Here is an 18113-nt window from a genome sequence, read left to right as displayed (position 1 = left end):
CGGGGAGTCTGACGACGTTGCTTGCGTCGGCGACGTATTCGTGTGGGGCATTTGCCGCTGGCGGAGCAGCCGCTGGCGCACCGCCGCCGACATCGACGGGCACGGGTTCGGCCGAAGCCGGCGCCGTTTGGGCCGGTGCCGCCGCCTGCTCGGCCGGTGCGGCCTGCGCCACCAACTGGATCGGCGCTGTCAGGTCCTGGTGATCGTTGGAGACGGAATGCTCGTCCCACGAGTTCGAAACGTTGTCCAATTCAATACTGGTCGCCATAGCTTAAACCCCTCCGGCATTTCCCGGAAAGAGACAGGTGGCGCCTCGACTTTGCAACGGTCCATCAATCCATTCTATATATTTGGATATGCCTGCGATAACTTTTTTTACGCTTGGTAAACTGTGAACATATAATCAGTTATATGTTGTCTTGGACGCATGGCGCTTCGCCGCGAGCGATGCGAACAATCCGGTAAATAGAAGTATAAATACATGTAAAATTTTACTCAAATTAGCAAAACGATTATATAGGAAAGTTATCCACCTTCCTTTCCAGTAATTTGAGACAAGATTGGTAGCGTCCACGGTCAAAGGTGGGCGTCATGAAAAAACAAAAGAATGCTCCGGGGAAGAGCAAGCTCAAGCTGCTTCTGCTGGCAGTGGGGATGGCCGGCTCGGCGCAACCAGCCCTTGCCGGGCCGGTCGTCAGGGATTTCCTGCCCGAAACAGCGCTGCTTGGGACGGTCCAGGCGCCGCATGGTCTCGGCGGTATTTCGCTGCAAAGGTACCAGCCCTGGCAGCCGGCCGCCCCCTACCGGATCAGCCTTGTCCTGAACGGCTACAGTCCCGTTCCAGCGCAAGACGGGTCCAGCGCCTCGACCGCGCAAGAAGGCAGGGGGGTCGACCCGATGCAGACTGCGTCGATTATCCCGGGCCTGTTCGGGTCGGTTGCATTGTCCATGCGCAATTTTCCCGTTTCGGCGCGCTGGGCACCGGTCTACCAGGCCATAACCGGTTGCACCGCGGGCAGTCCCTGTGACCACAAGAGCCCGGCCTTCGCGGCCATGGTCTCGGCCGCCCAAGGCAAGGGCTTTGTCGAAAAACTGTCATTCATCAACAGCGGCATCAACCACCTGATCGCCTACAAGAAGGACAGCGTCGTTTACGGCAAGCTCGACTACTGGGCGAAACCTTCGGAAATCCTCGCCAATCGCGCCGGTGACTGCGAGGACTTCGCCATCCTCAAGATGACGGCGTTGCTGAGGGCCGGCATTCCGGCACGCAGCATGTCGCTCGTCGTTCTCCAGGATCGCAAGCGAGGTTTCTTCCACGCCGTGCTTTCGGTGAGCACTGCAGGCGGCGCTTACATTCTCGACAGTCTCAACAACACGGTGCTCAAGGACAGCGCGCTCCCGGACTACCAGCCACTGTATTCGTTCAGCACCGACCGGGCATGGATCCACGGGTCCAAGCCGGGGGCCGCGCAGATGGCCGACGTCAAGGGCGGTTTCGAAACCGTCGCGCCTGGCGAAGGCGCGCTACTGGAAGTCAAGTAAAGGCAAGGTGGTCGCTTCCTGTCCCGGCTCAATGCCCAGAGCAATTCCGGGAAAAGTGCGCAGCACTTTGCCATTGGGAATTGCCGTGAAAACAAGGAGATGGAACGGTTTCCGCGAAAGGATGAGCCGCTCTATCCGTTGAAGACAAAAGCCATCAGCAATTCCAGGTCCTGCACCGGCGCGCGCACCACGTTCAGCTGGCCCCGGTAGCGGCGCTCGCCGGCACCGATCACAAATCCGCTCGCAACGGCAACGTCGCCATTGGTGTCAAGGCGCGCGAATATATCCGCCACGTTGAGATCCAGCGCCAGCTTCAGGTCCTGCCGCGTGTCCTGGTCGAATGCTGTCGGCAACTGCCGTTTGACCAGTTGCTGGAACGACGCATTGAACGTCACGATCTTCTTCGTCGATGCCAAGGCGAAAGCCGGCGACGGACAGGCAAGCAGAATGGCGTTTACCGTCCTGATCGACGCAAGCTTGCGCAGGTTCAGGTTCTCGTTCCCCGATTCGCGTATGCAGGCGACCCGAATTGCCGAGGTCAGGTTTCCTTTTTCCGCGTGACTTTCGGCGATCTCGTCGACCAGCATGCCGATCGTGCATTTGCGGCTCTCGGCCATCTGCTTCAGCGAAACCCAGAAAGCCCGCTCAAGACGGATGCCGCGCCTTACGCCGCCGCGCGCCACGACGCGGAACTCGAGCTCGAAATCTTCTGTCGGGAGCGGCAGAAGCAAACGGTCTTTCAAGGTCCGGGGAGAGATGGCGTTATCGCTCACTCATTGCCTCCTGACGTGCCTTGTTGATCGGCTTCAGCAGGTAGCTCAGGATCGTCTTGCGCCCGGTCTTGATATCCACGGAACAGATCATGCCGGGGATGATCGAATATGCCTTTCCGTCTCGCACCAGTGTCGATTTCTCGGTTGCAACACGCACCTGATAATAGGGTTCGCCCGTCTTCTGATCGACCAGGCTGTCCGCGGTAATGTTGGAAACCTTGCCTTCGATGCCGCCAAAGATCGAGAAGTCGTAAGCCGTGACTTTTATCAAGGCATCCTGATCGGGGCGGATAAAGGCGACATCGCGGGGCGAAACACGTGCTTCTACCAGCAATGTCTCGGAAGTAGGCACGATGCCGGCTACGACAGTACCGGGCTGGACGAAGGCGCCGACGGTGTTCAGTTCCATCGTGTTGACGATACCGTCCACCGGCGAGCGGATATCCGTTCGCGCGACCTTGTCGGTCGCGCCGCGAATGGTTTCGTCCACCACCGAAAGATCGGCCAAGGCCTGCGTCAGGTCATCGAGTGCTTCCTGCTTCAGTTGCAGCCCGAGTTCCTCGACCTGGAGCTGCGCCTCGGTGATCGCCGACTTGGCTTTCTTTATCGTCTCGCCGGCCAGGTTCAATTGACCGTTGAGTTCGGTTTGCTCTTGCTCGACCTTGAGCTGCTCGGTCCTTGCCATCAGACCCTTCTTGACCATCGCCTCGACCAGCGTCGCCTGTTGGTCGCTCACAGCCAGGTTTTTTGTCAATCGGTCGAGATTGGCGTTCGCTTCGTCGAGTTCCTTTTCGCGCTGGTCGAGGCGCGACTTGAGCACCGACAGCTTGTTGTCGAAGTTTTCGCGTCGGGCAACGAGGAGATTTTGCTCGTTGTCGCAGATTTCCGGCGCCACCGCCTGAATGTCCTGCGGACATGGAAACGATCCGCTGATGCTGCCGCTCTGTTCGTATTTGAGCCTGGCGATGCGTGTCTGCAGGGCTCGCGCCTTGGCTTGCTGTTCGCCGAGGCTGGACGTGTTCAAAGTATTGTCGAGACGAATGATAAGGTCGTTCTTCCTGACGACCTGCCCCACCTTCACGGCGATTTCCTGAACGACGCCCGGCTCGCTGGCCTGGATGACCTGGGTCTTGGAGGCCGGTATGACCTTGCCATCGCCACGCGCGATCTCGTCGACCTCGGCGAATGATGACCAAGCGACAAAGGCGACGAAGAGCGCCGCTATGATGAATATGGACGCCGTCGCTAAAAGCGGCGGGCGGTCTTCTCTGGCAAGCATTTCCTACGCCCCGTTATTATATCGGGTTTAGCCCGATATAATTTGTTCATTCAGGAATTGGTTCTCTGCAGCGCCTGAATGACTTGTTCTTTTGGCCCGTCAGCAACGATCCTTCCTTGTTCGACAACAATAAGGCGATCGGCCAGTTCGAGCATGCTGAAGCGATGCGTCGAGACGATCAGCGTCGTGTTGCGGTCAAAAGCTGTCTTCAGTTGCTTGATCAGCTGTCGTTCCGAAGCCAGGTCCATCGAGCCGGACGGTTCATCCAGAAAGACGATCTTCGGCTTGGTCAAAAGCAGCCGGGCAATCGCCACCGTCTGTCTCTGCCCGCCGGAAAGATTGGTGCCTCGCTCGCCGACATTCATGTCGTAGCCGCGTGGATGGCGAGAGACGAACTCGTCGACGCCGGCGGCTTTTGCGGCTTCGATGATCTGCTCGTCGGTCGCCTCCGGAGATGCCATGAGCAGGTTCTCCTTCACGGTGCCCGAAAACAGATCGCCAGCTTGCGCGACGATGCCGACGGCGGCGCGCACCTCCGACGGGTGATACTGGCGGATGTCGATGCCATCCAGCAGCAGCTCGCCCGAGCTCGGCAGGAAAAGCCTGCCGATCAGGCGTCCCATCGTCGTCTTGCCCGACCCGATGCGGCCGATGATGCCGATCCGTTCGCCCGGTTTCACCGAGAAGTTCAGGCCGGACAGAACCTCGTTTTCCGATCCGGGATAGACGAAGCCGACATTCTTGAACGTCATCGCTCCATTGCGGATCGGGCGATTGACAAAGCCCACCGTGTCCGGCCGGTCCTCCGGTTGGGACATGATGGAATTCACCATTCTCAAGGAGAGCATGGCCTGGCGAAATCTCGACAAGGTGATCGCGATCTGGCCGAGCGGAGCCACGGCCCGGCTCGCCAGCATCACCGTTCCGATAATGGCTCCTGTCGATACATGCCCTTCCGAAAAGGCATAGGCTCCGGCCACGACCAGGGCGACCGTCACAAGCTGCTGGATGGCCTGGGTGATGTTGCCGGCCGCGGCCGAGAGCTGCTTGATCTTCTCGGAGGTGTTGGCCGCATTCTTCGAATGCTCGCCCCACTTCCTCAGCAAATAGGCTTCGGCGCGCAGCGACTTGATTGTTTCCAGCGTGGAGATGGACTCGACCAGCAAGGCCTGGCGCTGGGATGCTTCGTTCATCGAGGCGGCGACCCGTTTGCCGATGCGATGTTGCGTGACGAGGCCGACGATTACCGACGCCACAAATGCCAGGGCCGGTATGATGACCAACCAATCGCCGATCGCGTAGATGACCAGCAGGAAGATGAAGACAAAGGCCGTGTCGATGAAGACGCTGATGGTGTTGGAGGTGAAAAACTCCCTGACGAACTCATATTGAGTGACACGGTTGGCATATTCGCCGGTCGAACCAGGGCGCGCGGACAAGGATGAATTCAGCACCTTCTCGAACAGCAGATACGATATCCGCAGGTCCGCCTTGCGCCCGGCATAGTCGATCAGCGAGGCGCGGGCCGTCTTCAGAAGCAGGTCGAACAGAATGACGGCACCGATTCCGATCGCCAGCACCCAGAGCGTCGATATCGCCTTGTTCGGCAATATACGGTCATAGACGTTCATGGTGAAGATCGGCGAGGCGATGGCCAGCAGGTTGATGAAAATCGCCGACAGCACGACCTTCGAATAGGTGCGCCAGAAAGCGCCCATCGTTCCCGTCAGCCAATGGCGCCGTTCGATCTGCTGCGCCGACCCGACCTTCATGCCTTCGGTGGCGTTGGCATAGGTGATCGAGAACGATACGCCGCCACTGATGTAACTTGCGGCCAGCTCGGATTTGCCGATAGTCGTGCGCCCGTCTTCCTGCGGCGCCGTGAGATACCCGTCGCCATCGATTTCGGCCAGCAGGGCGATCGGCAACTGGCTGACACGGAAGATAATTGCCGGAAGATCGACACGACCGCGCAGGAAGTCGCGATGATTGAATTCGTGGGTCTCGAGACCGATGCGTTCGGCAAGATGCCGGATCTCGGTGACCTCGATGCGCGTGTCCGAAATCGGCACCCCGGCAAACAGCACGGTCTCCGCACTCGGCCTGCCGAGATAGGCCGCAATCGCCGAAAAGCAGGCCTTGAACGCCTCCTTGGGCGACAGAATATGTGGCTGCTGATTCACGATCCGCCCGCCAGGACCCTCAACCTCCCTTACACCGGCTCACTTCTTCCTGACCGGGGCAAGGATGTCGAAGGGTATATCGTTCGTCTGTTCCGACGGGGTCCGTGCATAGGTTTCGGTGTCCGCGGTCTCCGGAACCGCAAATTCATCTTTGGCGTAGGCCGTGGCCTGCTTCGGCGGATGGATGTCCATCGTTTTCAGCAACTGCCCGGTCGCTGCCAGAAGCCGATATTGCGCAAAGAGCGATGCGTAGGACGCGGTGTCCGCCAGCGTCGCTGTGTTGAACCGCGTATTCTGCGCATCCAGCACATCGAGCAGCGAGCGCTGTCCGACCTTGAACTGCTCGCGATAAGAAGCAACTAGCTTTTCGTTGGTAGCGGCTTGCAGCTTCAGGGTCTTTGCCAGATCGGCTTGCCGGAAGCGGCGATCCCACGACGTGCGAACGGCTTCTTCGATCTCCCGCAGAACCTGATGCAGCCCAAGCCGCTGCTCGCTGGCGCGGCGGATCTGCTCCTGCTCATTGGCTTTGTCGATGCCGCCCCGGTACAGATTCCACCGCAGCACCACCCGTGCTTGCAGATCGGACGTGTCTCCATTGTCGCCGTCAATGTCGTATCCGGCCCGGGCAACGCCTTCGGCGACGACCGAAGGGCCGTATTTCGCCCGCGCGGCGTCAACCTGCGAGGCGGCGGCGGAAATATCGCTATTAGCCATGTGGACGCGCGGATTGTTCTCCCGCGCAATGCCCAGTGCGTCGTCCAGCGACCTTGGCAGCGCAGAGGAAACATCGCCTGGCCGCGATGCATTGGTCAGCGGTTTCCCAACGGTCTTGAAGAAGCGGATCCTCGAGGCCTCGAGTTCCTCGGCGGCTTCCTGCATGCGGGCCTTGGCCGCGAACAAGCGCTCCTCCGCCTGTTGCCGGTCGGCTTCGTTCAACCCGCCGCCTGCTATGCCTTCCCTGATGTCGTGGAGAATCGCTTGGTGAAAGCCCAGATTCTTCTTTGCCTCTGCCACGATCGAGGCCTGAAGCATGTATTCCAGGTAATCCTGGACAACCGACAGCCCGATGAACTCGGATCGCTCCAGCACGCGGAACGAGGCGCCATCGACCCGCGAGGCCTGACGGTTGAGTTCGGCTCGCCTTGCGCCACTATCATAAAGCGTTTGCGAAACTGTCAGGTCGGTCTCCGCGGGATAAAGCGCGTCGTGCTCGATGGAGAGCGCGCGGCGGGAGGAGTTGTCCAGACGGCGAGCACCAGCGGATGCCTCGACATCGACGCTTGGGAGATAAAGCCCTTTTGCCTGTCTCAGTTCGAACTCGATCGCCTCACGGTTTTCGATGGCCTGGCCGATTTCCGGATTGGATTCCACCGCAACCGCCATGGCCTCCTTGAGTGTCAGTGCATGCGCGCTCCAGCAACTCAGCATGGTAGCCGTCATCAAGAGACCAACGCTCATGACCTTGGTCGACAGACCTGTCGTCTTCATTTTCCCACCCACGTTTCCCCGCGCTTTGTTAAGAGCGCCCCAGCCGGGCTTGGCGCCTGGCCTTGTTGACTATCTTGCAAATTACCGTGAGCGTTTCATTATTAAGCTGTGACTAAATCACAGAATCCAGACAGACGGCCAAAGAATGTAGCAAAAATGGCACACATTTGAGACGCTGGTGGGGACCAAGTGCCGGTATTGAAACTTGAAACACCGAGACAGGATACGGAGATGGCCAACAGGACGCTTGTTCTAACAATATCCTGATGAGTACGCATGCCTGCAAATAAAGTGCGCTTGGCGCGGCGTTTTTGAGCAGGGCCGATTCGGTGCGTGCTGCGCTTGGCTGGGGCGCCAGGATTCGAACCTGGGAATGTCGGTACCAAAAACCGATGCCTTACCACTTGGCGACGCCCCAATAGCCGTCAGAGTCGCTGTGCGGCGCGTTATTAGCAGAGCAGCCGAAAAGCACAATGCTTATGAGCAGCCGCGAAGGCACTCGCCTGACCAGCAGTGCGATTGCCTCCAGATGATCCACAAACGGACTATACGGACCACACGGCCAACTCGTTGCCGGCTGGGTCGACGAAGTGGAAGCGTCGGCCGCCGGGGAATGGGAATATCGGCTTGACGATCGTTCCGCCGGCGCTTTCGACCGCGCGAAGGGTTTCTTCCAGATTCTCACTGTAAAGCACAGGCAGCGGCTTGGCCGGCGCTTCCCCTGCATCAGCCTGAAAACCTCCTTCCAGCCCCTCGGCAAAGGCCGAATAGGTTGGTCCATAGTCGGTGAACGACCATCCAAAGGCAGCGCTGTAGAAGCCCTTCAGCCGGTCCAGCGTGCCGCCGGTCGCCGGCATTTCCAGATAGTCCAGTTTTCCAGGCCGTTTCATGGGACACCTCTTTGTTCCCTTTATGTTCTAGATATCGAACATTGAGGTGGCAAGTCTTTTTGACGCATCCGGGGGCATGGCTTTTTCTTAATCGATTGTAGCGACCCGACGGCTTTGGCCGGCCCTTGCCTTTCGCACTGCAGCATCATATCGCTCCAAAGTCGGACACGGGCGGAGCTTTCCGTTTCGCCAATCTTTCCAATCTCCTGCAACCGGAGAGCAAAGCATGACCAAATGGGTTTTCACCTTTGGCGATGGTGCGGCGGAAGGCCGTGCCGGCGACAAGAATCTGCTGGGCGGCAAGGGCGCCAATCTGGCCGAGATGTGCAGCCTGGGCCTGCCGGTGCCGCCGGGTTTTACGATCACCACCGAGGTCTGCAATGCCTACTATGCCAATGGCCGTACCTACCCGGCGGGATTGGAAGCCGACGTCGCTGTCGCGCTCGACCATATCGGCCGGCTGACCGGCCGCCGGTTCGGCGACCCTTCGAAGCTGCTCCTGGTTTCGGTGCGTTCCGGCGCCCGGGCGTCGATGCCCGGCATGATGGACACGGTGCTCAATCTCGGATTGAACGACGAGACGGTCGAGGCCCTGGCCTCCGATTCCGGCGATGCGCGCTTTGCCTATGACAGCTACCGCCGTTTCATCCAGATGTATTCCGATGTCGTCATGGGCCTCGATCACGAGGTGTTCGAGGAAATCCTGGAAGACCAGAAAGCCAGCCTCGGCCATGAACTCGACACCGAGCTGACGGCCATCGAATGGCAAGGCGTCATCGCGCTCTACAAAGCCAAGGTCGAGGAAGAGCTCGGCCGGCCGTTCCCGCAGGATCCGCACGAGCAGCTCTGGGGCGCGATCGGCGCGGTGTTTTCGAGCTGGATGAACAACCGCGCCATCACCTACCGGCGCCTGCACGAGATTCCCGAAAGCTGGGGCACGGCGGTCAATGTTCAGGCCATGGTGTTCGGCAATATGGGCGAGACCTCGGCGACCGGCGTTGCCTTCACCCGCAACCCGTCGACCGGCGAAAAGCAGCTCTATGGCGAGTTCCTGGTCAACGCGCAGGGCGAGGATGTCGTTGCCGGCATCCGCACGCCGCAGAACATCACCGAGGCGGCGCGCATCGCGGCGGGTTCCGACAAGCCGTCACTGCAGAAGCTGATGCCGGACGCCTTCCAGTCGTTCGTCACCATTTCCGACAGCCTGGAAAAGCACTATCGCGACATGCAGGATCTCGAATTCACCATCGAGCGCGGCAAGTTGTGGATGCTGCAGACCCGTTCCGGCAAGCGTACCGCCAAGGCGGCGCTCAGGATTGCCGTCGAAATGGCCAGGGACGGACTGATCACCAAGGAGGAAGCGGTCACGCGCATTGATCCGGCTTCGCTTGACCAGTTGCTGCACCCGACCATCGACCCGAAAGCCGCGCGCGACGTCATTGGCGTCGGCCTGCCGGCGTCCCCCGGGGCCGCCACCGGTGAGATCGTCTTTTCCTCCGGCGATGCCGAGGACCTGAAGACGCAAGGGCGCAAGGCGATCCTGGTGCGCATAGAGACCAGTCCGGAAGATATCCACGGCATGCACGCGGCCGAAGGTATCCTGACCACGCGCGGCGGCATGACCAGCCACGCGGCGGTTGTCGCGCGCGGCATGGGCAAGCCTTGTGTGTCCGGCGCCGGCTCGCTGCGCGTCGACTACAGGGCCGGCACGCTGCTCTCGATGGGCCAGACCTTCCGCAAGGGCGACATCATCACCATCGACGGCGGTAACGGCCAGGTGCTCAAGGGCTCCGTGGCGATGCTGCAGCCGGAATTGTCAGGCGATTTCGCGGCCATCATGGAGTGGGCGGACGCGGTTCGCCGCATGAAGGTGCGCACCAACGCCGAAACGCCTCTCGATGCCCGCATGGCGCGCTCCTTCGGCGCCGAAGGCATCGGGCTTTGCCGGACCGAACACATGTTCTTCGACGGCGCGCGCATCGTCGCCATGCGCGAGATGATCCTGGCCGACACCGAGAAGGACCGGCGCGCCGCGCTGGCCAAGCTTCTGCCCATGCAGCGCTCGGATTTTCTGGAACTGTTCGAAATCATGGCCGGCCTGCCGGTGACGATCCGCCTGCTCGATCCGCCGCTGCACGAATTCCTGCCCAAGACCGAAGCCGAACTCGCCGAGGTCGCGGTCGCCATGAACGTGTCGCCCGACAAGCTCCGGCAGCGCACCGAGGCGCTGCACGAATTCAATCCGATGCTCGGCCATCGCGGCTGTCGGCTCGCCGTCTCTTACCCGGAGATCGCCGAGATGCAGGCGCGCGCCATTTTCGAGGCCGCTGTCGAGGCCGGCAAGAAAGCCGGCGCGCTGGTGGTGCCCGAGATCATGGTGCCGCTGGTCGGCCTGGTGAAGGAACTCGATTATGTGAAGGCGCGCATCGATGCGGTCGCCAAGAGCGTCATGGATGAGAGCGGCGTCAAGATCGACTACCTCACTGGAACCATGATTGAGCTCCCCCGCGCGGCGATCCGCGCCCATGTCATCGCCGAGTCGGCCGAGTTCTTTTCCTTCGGCACCAACGACCTCACCCAGACCACCTTCGGCATCTCGCGCGACGATGCGGCGTCCTTCCTGGAAACCTACCGCCAGAAGGGCATCATCGAGCAGGATCCGTTCGTCTCGCTCGACATTGACGGTGTCGGTGAACTGGTACGCATGGCGGCGCAAAAGGGCAGGGCGACGCGGCCCGGCATCAAGCTTGGCATTTGCGGCGAGCATGGCGGTGATCCCTCGTCGATCCGCTTCTGCGAGGAGGTCGGGCTCGACTACGTCTCCTGCTCACCCTACCGCGTGCCGATCGCCAGGCTGGCGGCCGCGCAGGCCGCGGTGCATGCGGCGAAGACGGGGCGTGGATAGACTGGTACGGAGCTTAAGGTTTGTATGAAAATTCACGTGAACGTGCTGGCGACATAGCGTAATCTCGACACTGTTCTCGACCAATTTACGGATGACCGCCAATTGCTTCCGGAAACAGATGTTGCAGATATCACCCGCTCCGTTCCGCTCGATCCTGATCATTCAAACGAAGTTTGTAGGCGATATCGTCCTCGCCTCGACACTCGCCAGGAACCTGCGGCTCGAATTCCCTGACTCCAGGATCGTGTTCCTCTGCGAAGCGCATTTCGAGAGCTTCGTGGTTGCGCATGGCATCGCTTCCGAGGTGGTTGCGTTCAGGCGGGCCAGCATGCGGGGTACCCTGCTGCAACGCGCAAAAGAGCTCTATGCCGTGGTGCGGGCGCTGCGTGGCTTTCGCTTCGACCTGACGATCGACCTGACCGATTCCAAGACCTCTCGGCTCGTCAGCGGGTTGGTCAACGCCAGGACACGCGTCGGCTACAATCCTTCCGAGAGGCCGCTGAAGCTGTTGGAGCGGCAGCCCGCCAATGTGTTTGCCAAGCCATTCGGGTTTGGCGGCCAGCATTTTGTCTATCGCTATCTCTCCCCTCTTGAAGCACTCGGCATCGATCTGCACGCCACGGTACCGAGCATCAAGCCGCTGCCATTCGAGGCCGAGAAAGCCTTGGCGCTCCTGGGCAGGCACCATATCCACCCGAACGCCTTCATCGCCGTGCATGCGGGCGCCAGTTTCAAGGGCCGGCAATGGCAGCCCGAACGGTTCGCGGAGGCGATTGACGAGATCGCGGCCGAAACCGGACTGGGTGTCGTCCTGGTCGGGGGGCCAGACGAACGTGAAACCGCCGCGCGGATCGTCGCCGGGACGGCGACGCAGGTGGTCGACCTGGTTGGAGAGCTGTCGCTCGAGAGCCTGCTGGCGGTCCTGGAACAGGCCCGGATGTTTCTTGGCAACGAAAGCGGCCCGATGCACATGGCCGCTGCCGCGGGTACCCCGGTTGTCGGCCTTTTCGGCCTGACCAATCCGTCGCGCTGGGGACCTGTCGGCGTGCCCAGCATCGCGCTTCGGCCGTCAATGCCATGTGATTGCGTGGCCAAGGATCTGTGCCGCCGGACCGACCCCAGCAAGGCGTGCTGCGTTTGGCGCCTGGAGGTGAAGCCGGTCGTCGAAGCGGCGCGCGAGGTTCTGGCGCGCACCGAGATGAAACAGGAACGCGCTGTCTGAGCGGTGATCGATCGGCAAGGCTGTCGTCCAACAGCTCGTTCTCAGTCGGTCAAATTGCCGCGCCAGGCGTTTTTCTGCTATCCATCGTCCCGATTTCCGCCTTCATGCGGGTTTTGGGTTACCGGCTTGAAATCGCCGGTCAGGAATTCGGGTTCGATGCGTCTGCTGCAAAAAAATCTCTGCATGATCGCCATGTCGATGGCGCTGCTATCCAGCGCCCATGCCGCGCCGCTGGTCGAACCCACGCTGCACATCAAGCCGGCTGCAAGCGGAACCGGTCGCGTCGCGCTCACGCTCGATGCCTGCGGCGGCAAGACCGACACGCGCATTCTCTCGGCGCTGGTGGACAACAGGATACCGGCCACCATTTTCGTCACCGGCATCTGGCTGAAGCGCAACGCCGAGGCCGTCGCGATCATGCGGGCGCATCCCGACCTGTTCGAACTGGAAAATCACGGCGGCCGCCATGTTCCGGCGGTCGACACGCCACAGAAAATCTATGGCATACGCAGCGCCGGCAGTCCCGAAGCGGTAGCGGCCGAGGTCGAGTCGGGCGCCGCCGCACTTGCCGGGACCGGCGAGCCGGCGCCGAAATGGTTCCGCGGCGCAACCGCCGAATATAGCCCCTCGGCCATTGCAATGATCCGCAAGCTCGGCTTCAAGATTGCCGGCTTCTCGATCAATGGCGATGGCGGCTCGCTGCTCGGCGTCAAGGAGACGGCCAAGCGTATCGCCGCGGCCAAGGATGGCGACGTCATCATCGCTCATATCAACCAGCCGACCCATGCCGCAGGCGAGGGCGTTGTCCAGGGCCTGCTGGCGCTCAAGGACAAGGGCATGACCTTCGTGCGGCTCGACGACGCCGACGGGACGGGCAATCACGGCACCACCGAGTAGAACGGTTCAAAACCGATCGAGAGCGGTTCAGTGTTCGATAGAATGTCTGACCCACTCTAACTTCTTGTTTTTACGCAATTCCCGGGAGAAGCGCTACGCGCTTCCCCCGGGAAAACCGCTGCGCACTTTTCCTGGAATTGCTTGTCTTATGACTTTCGTTGCCGAAGGGTCGAGAATGGACCGCCGGGAGAGGGTGCCAGCCCTCTCGTCGGCGGCGAGGGTCGGATCTGAACCTCAATGCACTCTCAAGTGCCTTCGGGCTGAAGCGTTCAGTCCGGCTTGGCTTCGATGGTGACCTTGCTGGCGTAGAACGCGCCGTGGTCGCGGATGTCGGTCATCTCGTCGAATGGTTGGCGGTAGGCCCACATCGCATCCTTGCCCGCTTCGCCCGCCGGCAGCACGCTCCAATAGCTGGCGTCACCCTTGTAGGGGCAGTGGGTCGAGTGGTCCGTTCGGCTGAGCTTGTCGAAATCGATGTCGGCGAACGGAATGTAGAAGGCGGCGGGGTAGGGGGCCTCCGTCAGCACCTTCGCCTTCGCGGACGAAGCGATGACTGTATCGCCGGCGCGGACCGTGACGGTGCCGGAATAGGGCTCTATCGTGATGATCTTGTCGGGATTGCGCTGAAAGCCGGGTGCCGGGTTGGCGATCTTGTCCATGCTGGTTCCTCTTGCCCCGACCTTAAGTGTGGTGGAAGGCCGGATTGCGCAAGCCCGTAGTCGCAAACAAAACAGACGCCATGCGCTCGTGCGTGGCGCAAGATAGCCTTCGCATTGCCGCGGAAATTCAGGCGGCGGTTTTGAAGGCGTCCATCAGCCCGGCATAGGCGGCCGCGATTCCCGCCACCGGGTTGCTGCTTCTCGAAATGGTCTCGACTTTCAGCGCCCCGCCGCCGGTTGGCAAGGTGAGCAGGAGGAACTGGCGATTGCCGCCATCGCCGACGGATGCCGCCGCGACGTGCTGGCCTTCCCCTTCGTTCTGGACGCACATCTTGAACAGCAGCGTGCCGCCGACCGCTTCGAGCGCGCCGCCGACAACTTCGACGAACTCGTCTTCGGAAACAGTCTTTTCGTCCGGCACCAGATCGGCCAGGCTTTCGGCAAGTGTACTCTCGAGAACCTTATCGTCGAGCGTGTCCATGCGAACCTCTTTCAGTCGCCAATCGCACCCCTTTGCCCGTTAACGAAACTTAACACCGACGATGGCCGGATTGTGGCGCTTTTTGCTGTCGGTCCGATCACCGGAGTCTACCTCGATGTAACGTATTTGAAGCCCCTGACATTCGAATGGCGGCAGGACCAGCCAAATGGACTCAAAAAGCGTCCGGATTCAATCGTTTGCCAATACGGGTCGAACTCCGACTTTCGTCCGCTGCGCTCCTGGATGGCTGGACAATTCCCGGGTTCGCTTCACAATGCGATCAAAAGGGTGAAGCGAAAAGCTCGGGGGCGAAAAGCGTGAGGGAGGGAACGGCATGCTGGGATTGATGCAGGAATGGCCGCTGCTGTGCCACAAGCTGATCGACAACGCTGAACGGCAGCATGGTGTGCGCGAGATCGTGTCGCGTTCGATCGAGGGGCCGATCGTGCGCACCACCTACGCCGACATCCATCGTCGTTCCCTCAAGGTCGCCCAGCGCTTGGAGCGCGACGGTTTTGCCTTGGGCGACCGCATCGCGACGCTGGCCTGGAACACCGCCCGCCACATCGAGGCCTGGTATGGCATCATGGGCATCGGCGCTATCTACCACACCCTCAATCCGCGCCTGTTTCCAGAACAGATCGTCTGGATCATGAACCACGCCGAGGACAAGGCCGTTTTCGTCGACATCACCTTCATCCCGTTGCTCGAGAAGATCGCTGGTGCCGTCAAATCGCTGAAGAAGGTGATCGTGCTCACCGACAAGGCGCACATGCCGCAAACGACCTTGCCCGGTGTCGTAGCCTACGAGGACTGGCTCGATGAGGTCGATGGCGACTTCACCTGGAAGACCTTCGACGAAGGCACCGCCGCCGGCATGTGCTATACGTCCGGCACGACGGGTGACCCCAAGGGCGTCGTCTACAGCCATCGCTCGAACGTGCTTCATGCCATGATCGCGGCCATGCCCGACGCCATGGGCCTGTCGGCGCGCGACACGATCCTGCCGGTGGTGCCGATGTTCCACGCCAATGCCTGGGGCCTTGGCCAGAGCGGCCCGATGATGGGCTCCAAGCTGGTCATGCCTGGCTGCAAGATGGACGGTGCCTCGATCTATGAGTTGCTCGACCAGGAGAAGGTCACATTCAGCGCCGCCGTGCCGACCGTGTGGATGATGTTGCTCCAATATCTGGAGGAGACCGGCAAGACACTTCCCCATCTCAACAAGGTCGTGATCGGCGGCTCGTCGTGCCCGCGCGCGATCATGACGAAGTTCCAGAACAATTACGGTGTCCAGGTCATCCACGCCTGGGGCATGACCGAAATGTCGCCGCTCGGCACGCTGTGCACCTTGAAGCCGGACTATGCAGGCCTTGACGGCGAGGCTCGGCTCGACGTCCAGAGCAAGCAGGGTTACCCGCCCTTCGGCGTCGAAATGAAGGTGACCGACGACGACGACAACGCGCAGCCTTGGGACGGCAAGACGTTTGGCCGGCTCAAGGTACGCGGTCCGGCAGTCGCTCGCGCCTATTATGGCGGTGTGGGCGCGGAGCAGTTCGATGAGGATGGCTGGTTCGATACCGGAGACGTCGCTCATATCGATGCCGGGGGCTACATGCAGATCACCGACCGCGCCAAGGACGTCATCAAGTCCGGCGGCGAATGGATTTCGACCATCGACCTGGAGAATCTGGCCGTCGGCCACCCCGATGTAGCGGAAGCGGCGGCCATCGGCGTCCAGCATTCGAAATGGGGCGAGCGGCCCTTGCTGGTCGTCGTCGCCAAGCCGGGCAAGGAACCGACCAAGGCCGAGATTCTCGATTTCATGGATGGCAAGGTGGCCAAATGGTGGATGCCGGACGACGTCGCTTTCGTCGGTGAGATACCGCACACCGCCACCGGCAAGATCCAGAAGATCACCTTGCGTCAGCAGTTCAGGGACTATCGCTTGCCGACGGATTGAGGGGATGTTGCGTGTTTCGGCTTCAAGCCGCCGCAAAAAGGCACTAAACCTCCGTCCGGGTTGGGGCAGCAGAGAATGATGGTTAGCATTCCCGAACGGCAAACGTCGAAGGCTGCCAGCTGGTCGCGGCGCACGGCCGCCTTTTCGGCGGTGCTTTTGCTGACGAACTTTGTCGGCCATCGCTTCGGCCTCGTTCAAACGCCGGTGTTCCTGTGGGTGTTGGGCATTGTCGCCCTGCTGGCGGCGCTGGCGCTGTTGTTTGCCGGCCTGGCCTTTGCGAGGCTGTGGAATTTTGGTGACCGTGGTGGCCGCGATCTCACCGTCGGCGCCGTGCTGGCGCTGCTGGTGCTCACCCCCTATGGCGTTGCCGCCTACTGGGCGACGATCTATCCGCCGCTGCGGGACATCTCGACCGATTTCGATGAACCGCCCGCGCTCGATGTCGGTGACCGGACCAAGGACATGAACGTGCTGTCTCCGCCGACGCCGGGTGAGCAGAGTTTGCAGACCGACAGCTATCCATTGGTCACCGCACGCAGCTACGACCTGCCATTTGAGACCATCGTCAACGCCGTTGAAACCGTGCTCGACCGGCGCGGCTGGGACCTTTCGGAGCCTTATCCCGAACTCGCCGGACAGACAGAGGTGACCATCACCGCCATTGCCTCGAGCTTCTTTCTCGGCCTTCCCGCCGACGTCGCCATTCGCGTCATGGATGACGGCGACACGGTCATCGTCGACATGCGCTCGGCCTCGCGTTACGGCCGCCATGACCTTGGCGACAATGCCGCGCGCATCACCGATTTCCTGGCGGAACTGGATCAGGAAGTCGCCGGCCAGGTCGGCGCGGCGCCGGCCGAGTAGCCATTTCCGCGCGAATTCGCGCCTGCGACGACGGTAGGGTGAACGCTTGGGTGGGGCAGACCTATCGGCCCGGCGTGAAAATGCCATCTATGGCTGGGGCGGCGTTTGTCGCCACGACGCCGCGCGCCACCAAATCCTCCAGATGGGCAAGCACCGACAGGCCGGCGGCGCCGTGCAGCCGTGGATCGGTATCCCTGTAGATCGCCCTGACCATGTCGGGAATTGTCCTGTCGCCGGCTCTGATCCGCTCCAGTATGGCCCGTTCGCGCATCTTGCGATGCGTCTTCAGTCCGCGCATGTAAGCGCGCGGCGCAGTCACTGGTCCGCCATGGCCAGGCAGCAGCAGGCGATCGCCGCGCTCGATCAGCCGGTCGAGCGATGCCATGTAATCGGCCATTGCCCCGTCCGGCGGCGCGACGATGGAGGTTGCCCAGCTCATGACATGATCGGCTGAAAACAGGATTCCGGTGCCTTCCAGCGCGAATGCCGCGTGATTGGCGGTGTGGCCGGGCGTCAGCACCGTTCGGATCGTCCAGCCGTCGCCGCTGACCAGTTCGCCGTCCGGCAACGCGATGTCGGGGATGAAAGCGGTGTCGGCGCTGGCGTCGAGCGCATTGGTTTCGCCGATATGCAAGGGTCTCGCCGGCCGGTGCGGTCCCTCCGCCAGCACCTGGGCGCCGGTGCGCTCCTTCAACCGGGCCGCCAGCGGGGAATGGTCGCGATGCGTGTGGCTGACGAAAATGTGGCTGACCGGCCGTCCGGCGATCACGTCGAGCAAGGTCCGCAGATGCCCCTCGTCATCCGGCCCGGGATCGATCACCGCCAGCGTGTCACGTCCCACGACATAGCTGTTGGTGCCATGAAAGGTGAAGGGACTGGGATTGCGGGCCGTGACACGTTGCACGTCGGGGGCCACGCTTACGCCTTGGCCATAAGCGGGGTCGAAGCTGGTATCGAATTTGAG

The 18113-nt window shown here is 61.2% G+C and carries 14 protein-coding genes, 1 tRNA gene and 1 pseudogene; 6 read left to right on the top strand and 10 right to left on the bottom strand.

The window, feature by feature from the left end:
- A pseudogene (locus EOA36_RS06715) lies at nt 1-268 on the bottom strand (hypothetical protein); the annotation flags it as partial.
- A gap of 323 nt (nt 269-591) precedes the next feature.
- On the opposite strand from EOA36_RS06715, the gene EOA36_RS06710 reads away from it, so the two are divergent.
- Nucleotides 592-1545, top strand: coding sequence for a transglutaminase-like cysteine peptidase (locus EOA36_RS06710; protein ID WP_127276194.1), 954 nt, complete (start codon nt 592-594; stop codon nt 1543-1545).
- Nucleotides 1546-1676: 131 nt separating this feature from the next.
- Here the strand turns inward: EOA36_RS06710 and EOA36_RS06705 are convergent, their stop codons facing one another.
- The 6 genes from EOA36_RS06705 to EOA36_RS06680 form a co-directional block, all read right to left on the bottom strand.
- Nucleotides 1677-2228 carry a ribbon-helix-helix domain-containing protein gene (locus EOA36_RS06705; protein WP_281040042.1) on the bottom strand — a complete coding sequence of 184 codons (552 nt, stop codon included), beginning with the start codon at nt 2226-2228 and terminating at the stop codon, nt 1677-1679.
- 79 nt (nt 2229-2307) lie between these two features.
- Nucleotides 2308-3597, bottom strand: coding sequence for an HlyD family type I secretion periplasmic adaptor subunit (locus EOA36_RS06700; RefSeq protein WP_127276190.1), 1290 nt, complete (start codon nt 3595-3597; stop codon nt 2308-2310).
- 50 nt (nt 3598-3647) lie between these two features.
- Nucleotides 3648-5780 (bottom strand): type I secretion system permease/ATPase, encoded by a 2133-nt coding sequence (locus EOA36_RS06695; protein ID WP_127276188.1) that lies wholly within the window; start codon nt 5778-5780, stop codon nt 3648-3650.
- A 39-nt stretch (nt 5781-5819) separates the two neighbouring features.
- Complete coding sequence (locus EOA36_RS06690) at nt 5820-7268, bottom strand: TolC family protein (RefSeq protein WP_127276186.1); 1449 nt, start codon at nt 7266-7268, stop codon at nt 5820-5822.
- Between the two features lie 343 nt (nt 7269-7611).
- A tRNA-Gln gene (locus EOA36_RS06685) sits at nt 7612-7686 on the bottom strand.
- 127 nt (nt 7687-7813) lie between these two features.
- A complete protein-coding gene (locus EOA36_RS06680; RefSeq protein ID WP_127276184.1) occupies nt 7814-8158 on the bottom strand; it encodes a VOC family protein in 345 nt (114 codons plus the stop codon).
- A gap of 226 nt (nt 8159-8384) precedes the next feature.
- Here EOA36_RS06680 and ppdK point away from each other — a divergent pair, with 226 nt between their 5' ends.
- The 3 genes from ppdK (at nt 8385) to EOA36_RS06665 (ending at nt 13182) form a co-directional block, all read left to right on the top strand.
- Complete coding sequence (gene ppdK, locus EOA36_RS06675) at nt 8385-11063, top strand: pyruvate, phosphate dikinase (protein WP_127276182.1); 2679 nt, start codon at nt 8385-8387, stop codon at nt 11061-11063.
- 118 nt (nt 11064-11181) lie between these two features.
- Nucleotides 11182-12285, top strand: a complete 1104-nt coding sequence (locus tag EOA36_RS06670; RefSeq protein ID WP_127276179.1) for a glycosyltransferase family 9 protein — start codon at nt 11182-11184, stop codon at nt 12283-12285.
- A gap of 156 nt (nt 12286-12441) precedes the next feature.
- Nucleotides 12442-13182 carry a polysaccharide deacetylase family protein gene (locus EOA36_RS06665; protein ID WP_127276177.1) on the top strand — a complete coding sequence of 247 codons (741 nt, stop codon included), beginning with the start codon at nt 12442-12444 and terminating at the stop codon, nt 13180-13182.
- Nucleotides 13183-13451: 269 nt separating this feature from the next.
- Here EOA36_RS06665 and EOA36_RS06660 read toward each other — a convergent pair whose 3' ends face one another.
- On the bottom strand, nt 13452-13841 hold the full coding sequence (locus EOA36_RS06660; RefSeq protein ID WP_127276175.1) for a DUF427 domain-containing protein: 390 nt from the start codon (nt 13839-13841) through the stop codon (nt 13452-13454).
- Nucleotides 13842-13968: 127 nt separating this feature from the next.
- A complete protein-coding gene (locus tag EOA36_RS06655) occupies nt 13969-14322 on the bottom strand; it encodes a hypothetical protein (RefSeq protein ID WP_127276173.1) in 354 nt (117 codons plus the stop codon).
- Between the two features lie 334 nt (nt 14323-14656).
- Here EOA36_RS06655 and EOA36_RS06650 point away from each other — a divergent pair, with 334 nt between their 5' ends.
- Together EOA36_RS06650 and EOA36_RS06645 are read left to right on the top strand one after the other, a co-directional pair.
- Entirely contained in the window at nt 14657-16285 is a 1629-nt protein-coding gene (locus EOA36_RS06650) for a fatty-acid--CoA ligase (RefSeq protein WP_127276171.1), read from the top strand.
- 78 nt (nt 16286-16363) lie between these two features.
- Nucleotides 16364-17149: a DUF1499 domain-containing protein gene (locus tag EOA36_RS06645; protein ID WP_127276169.1), complete on the top strand. Its 786-nt coding sequence runs from the start codon at nt 16364-16366 to the stop codon at nt 17147-17149.
- A gap of 61 nt (nt 17150-17210) precedes the next feature.
- Here EOA36_RS06645 and EOA36_RS06640 read toward each other — a convergent pair.
- The coding region (locus EOA36_RS06640) for an MBL fold metallo-hydrolase (RefSeq protein ID WP_145969118.1) at nt 17211-18113 on the bottom strand (903 nt) is incomplete at its 5' end.

It is taken from the genome of Mesorhizobium sp. M8A.F.Ca.ET.021.01.1.1 (genome assembly GCF_003998025.1).
GTDB lineage: Bacteria > Pseudomonadota > Alphaproteobacteria > Rhizobiales > Rhizobiaceae > Mesorhizobium.
This window is presented reverse-complemented; position numbering and strand designations above follow the sequence as displayed.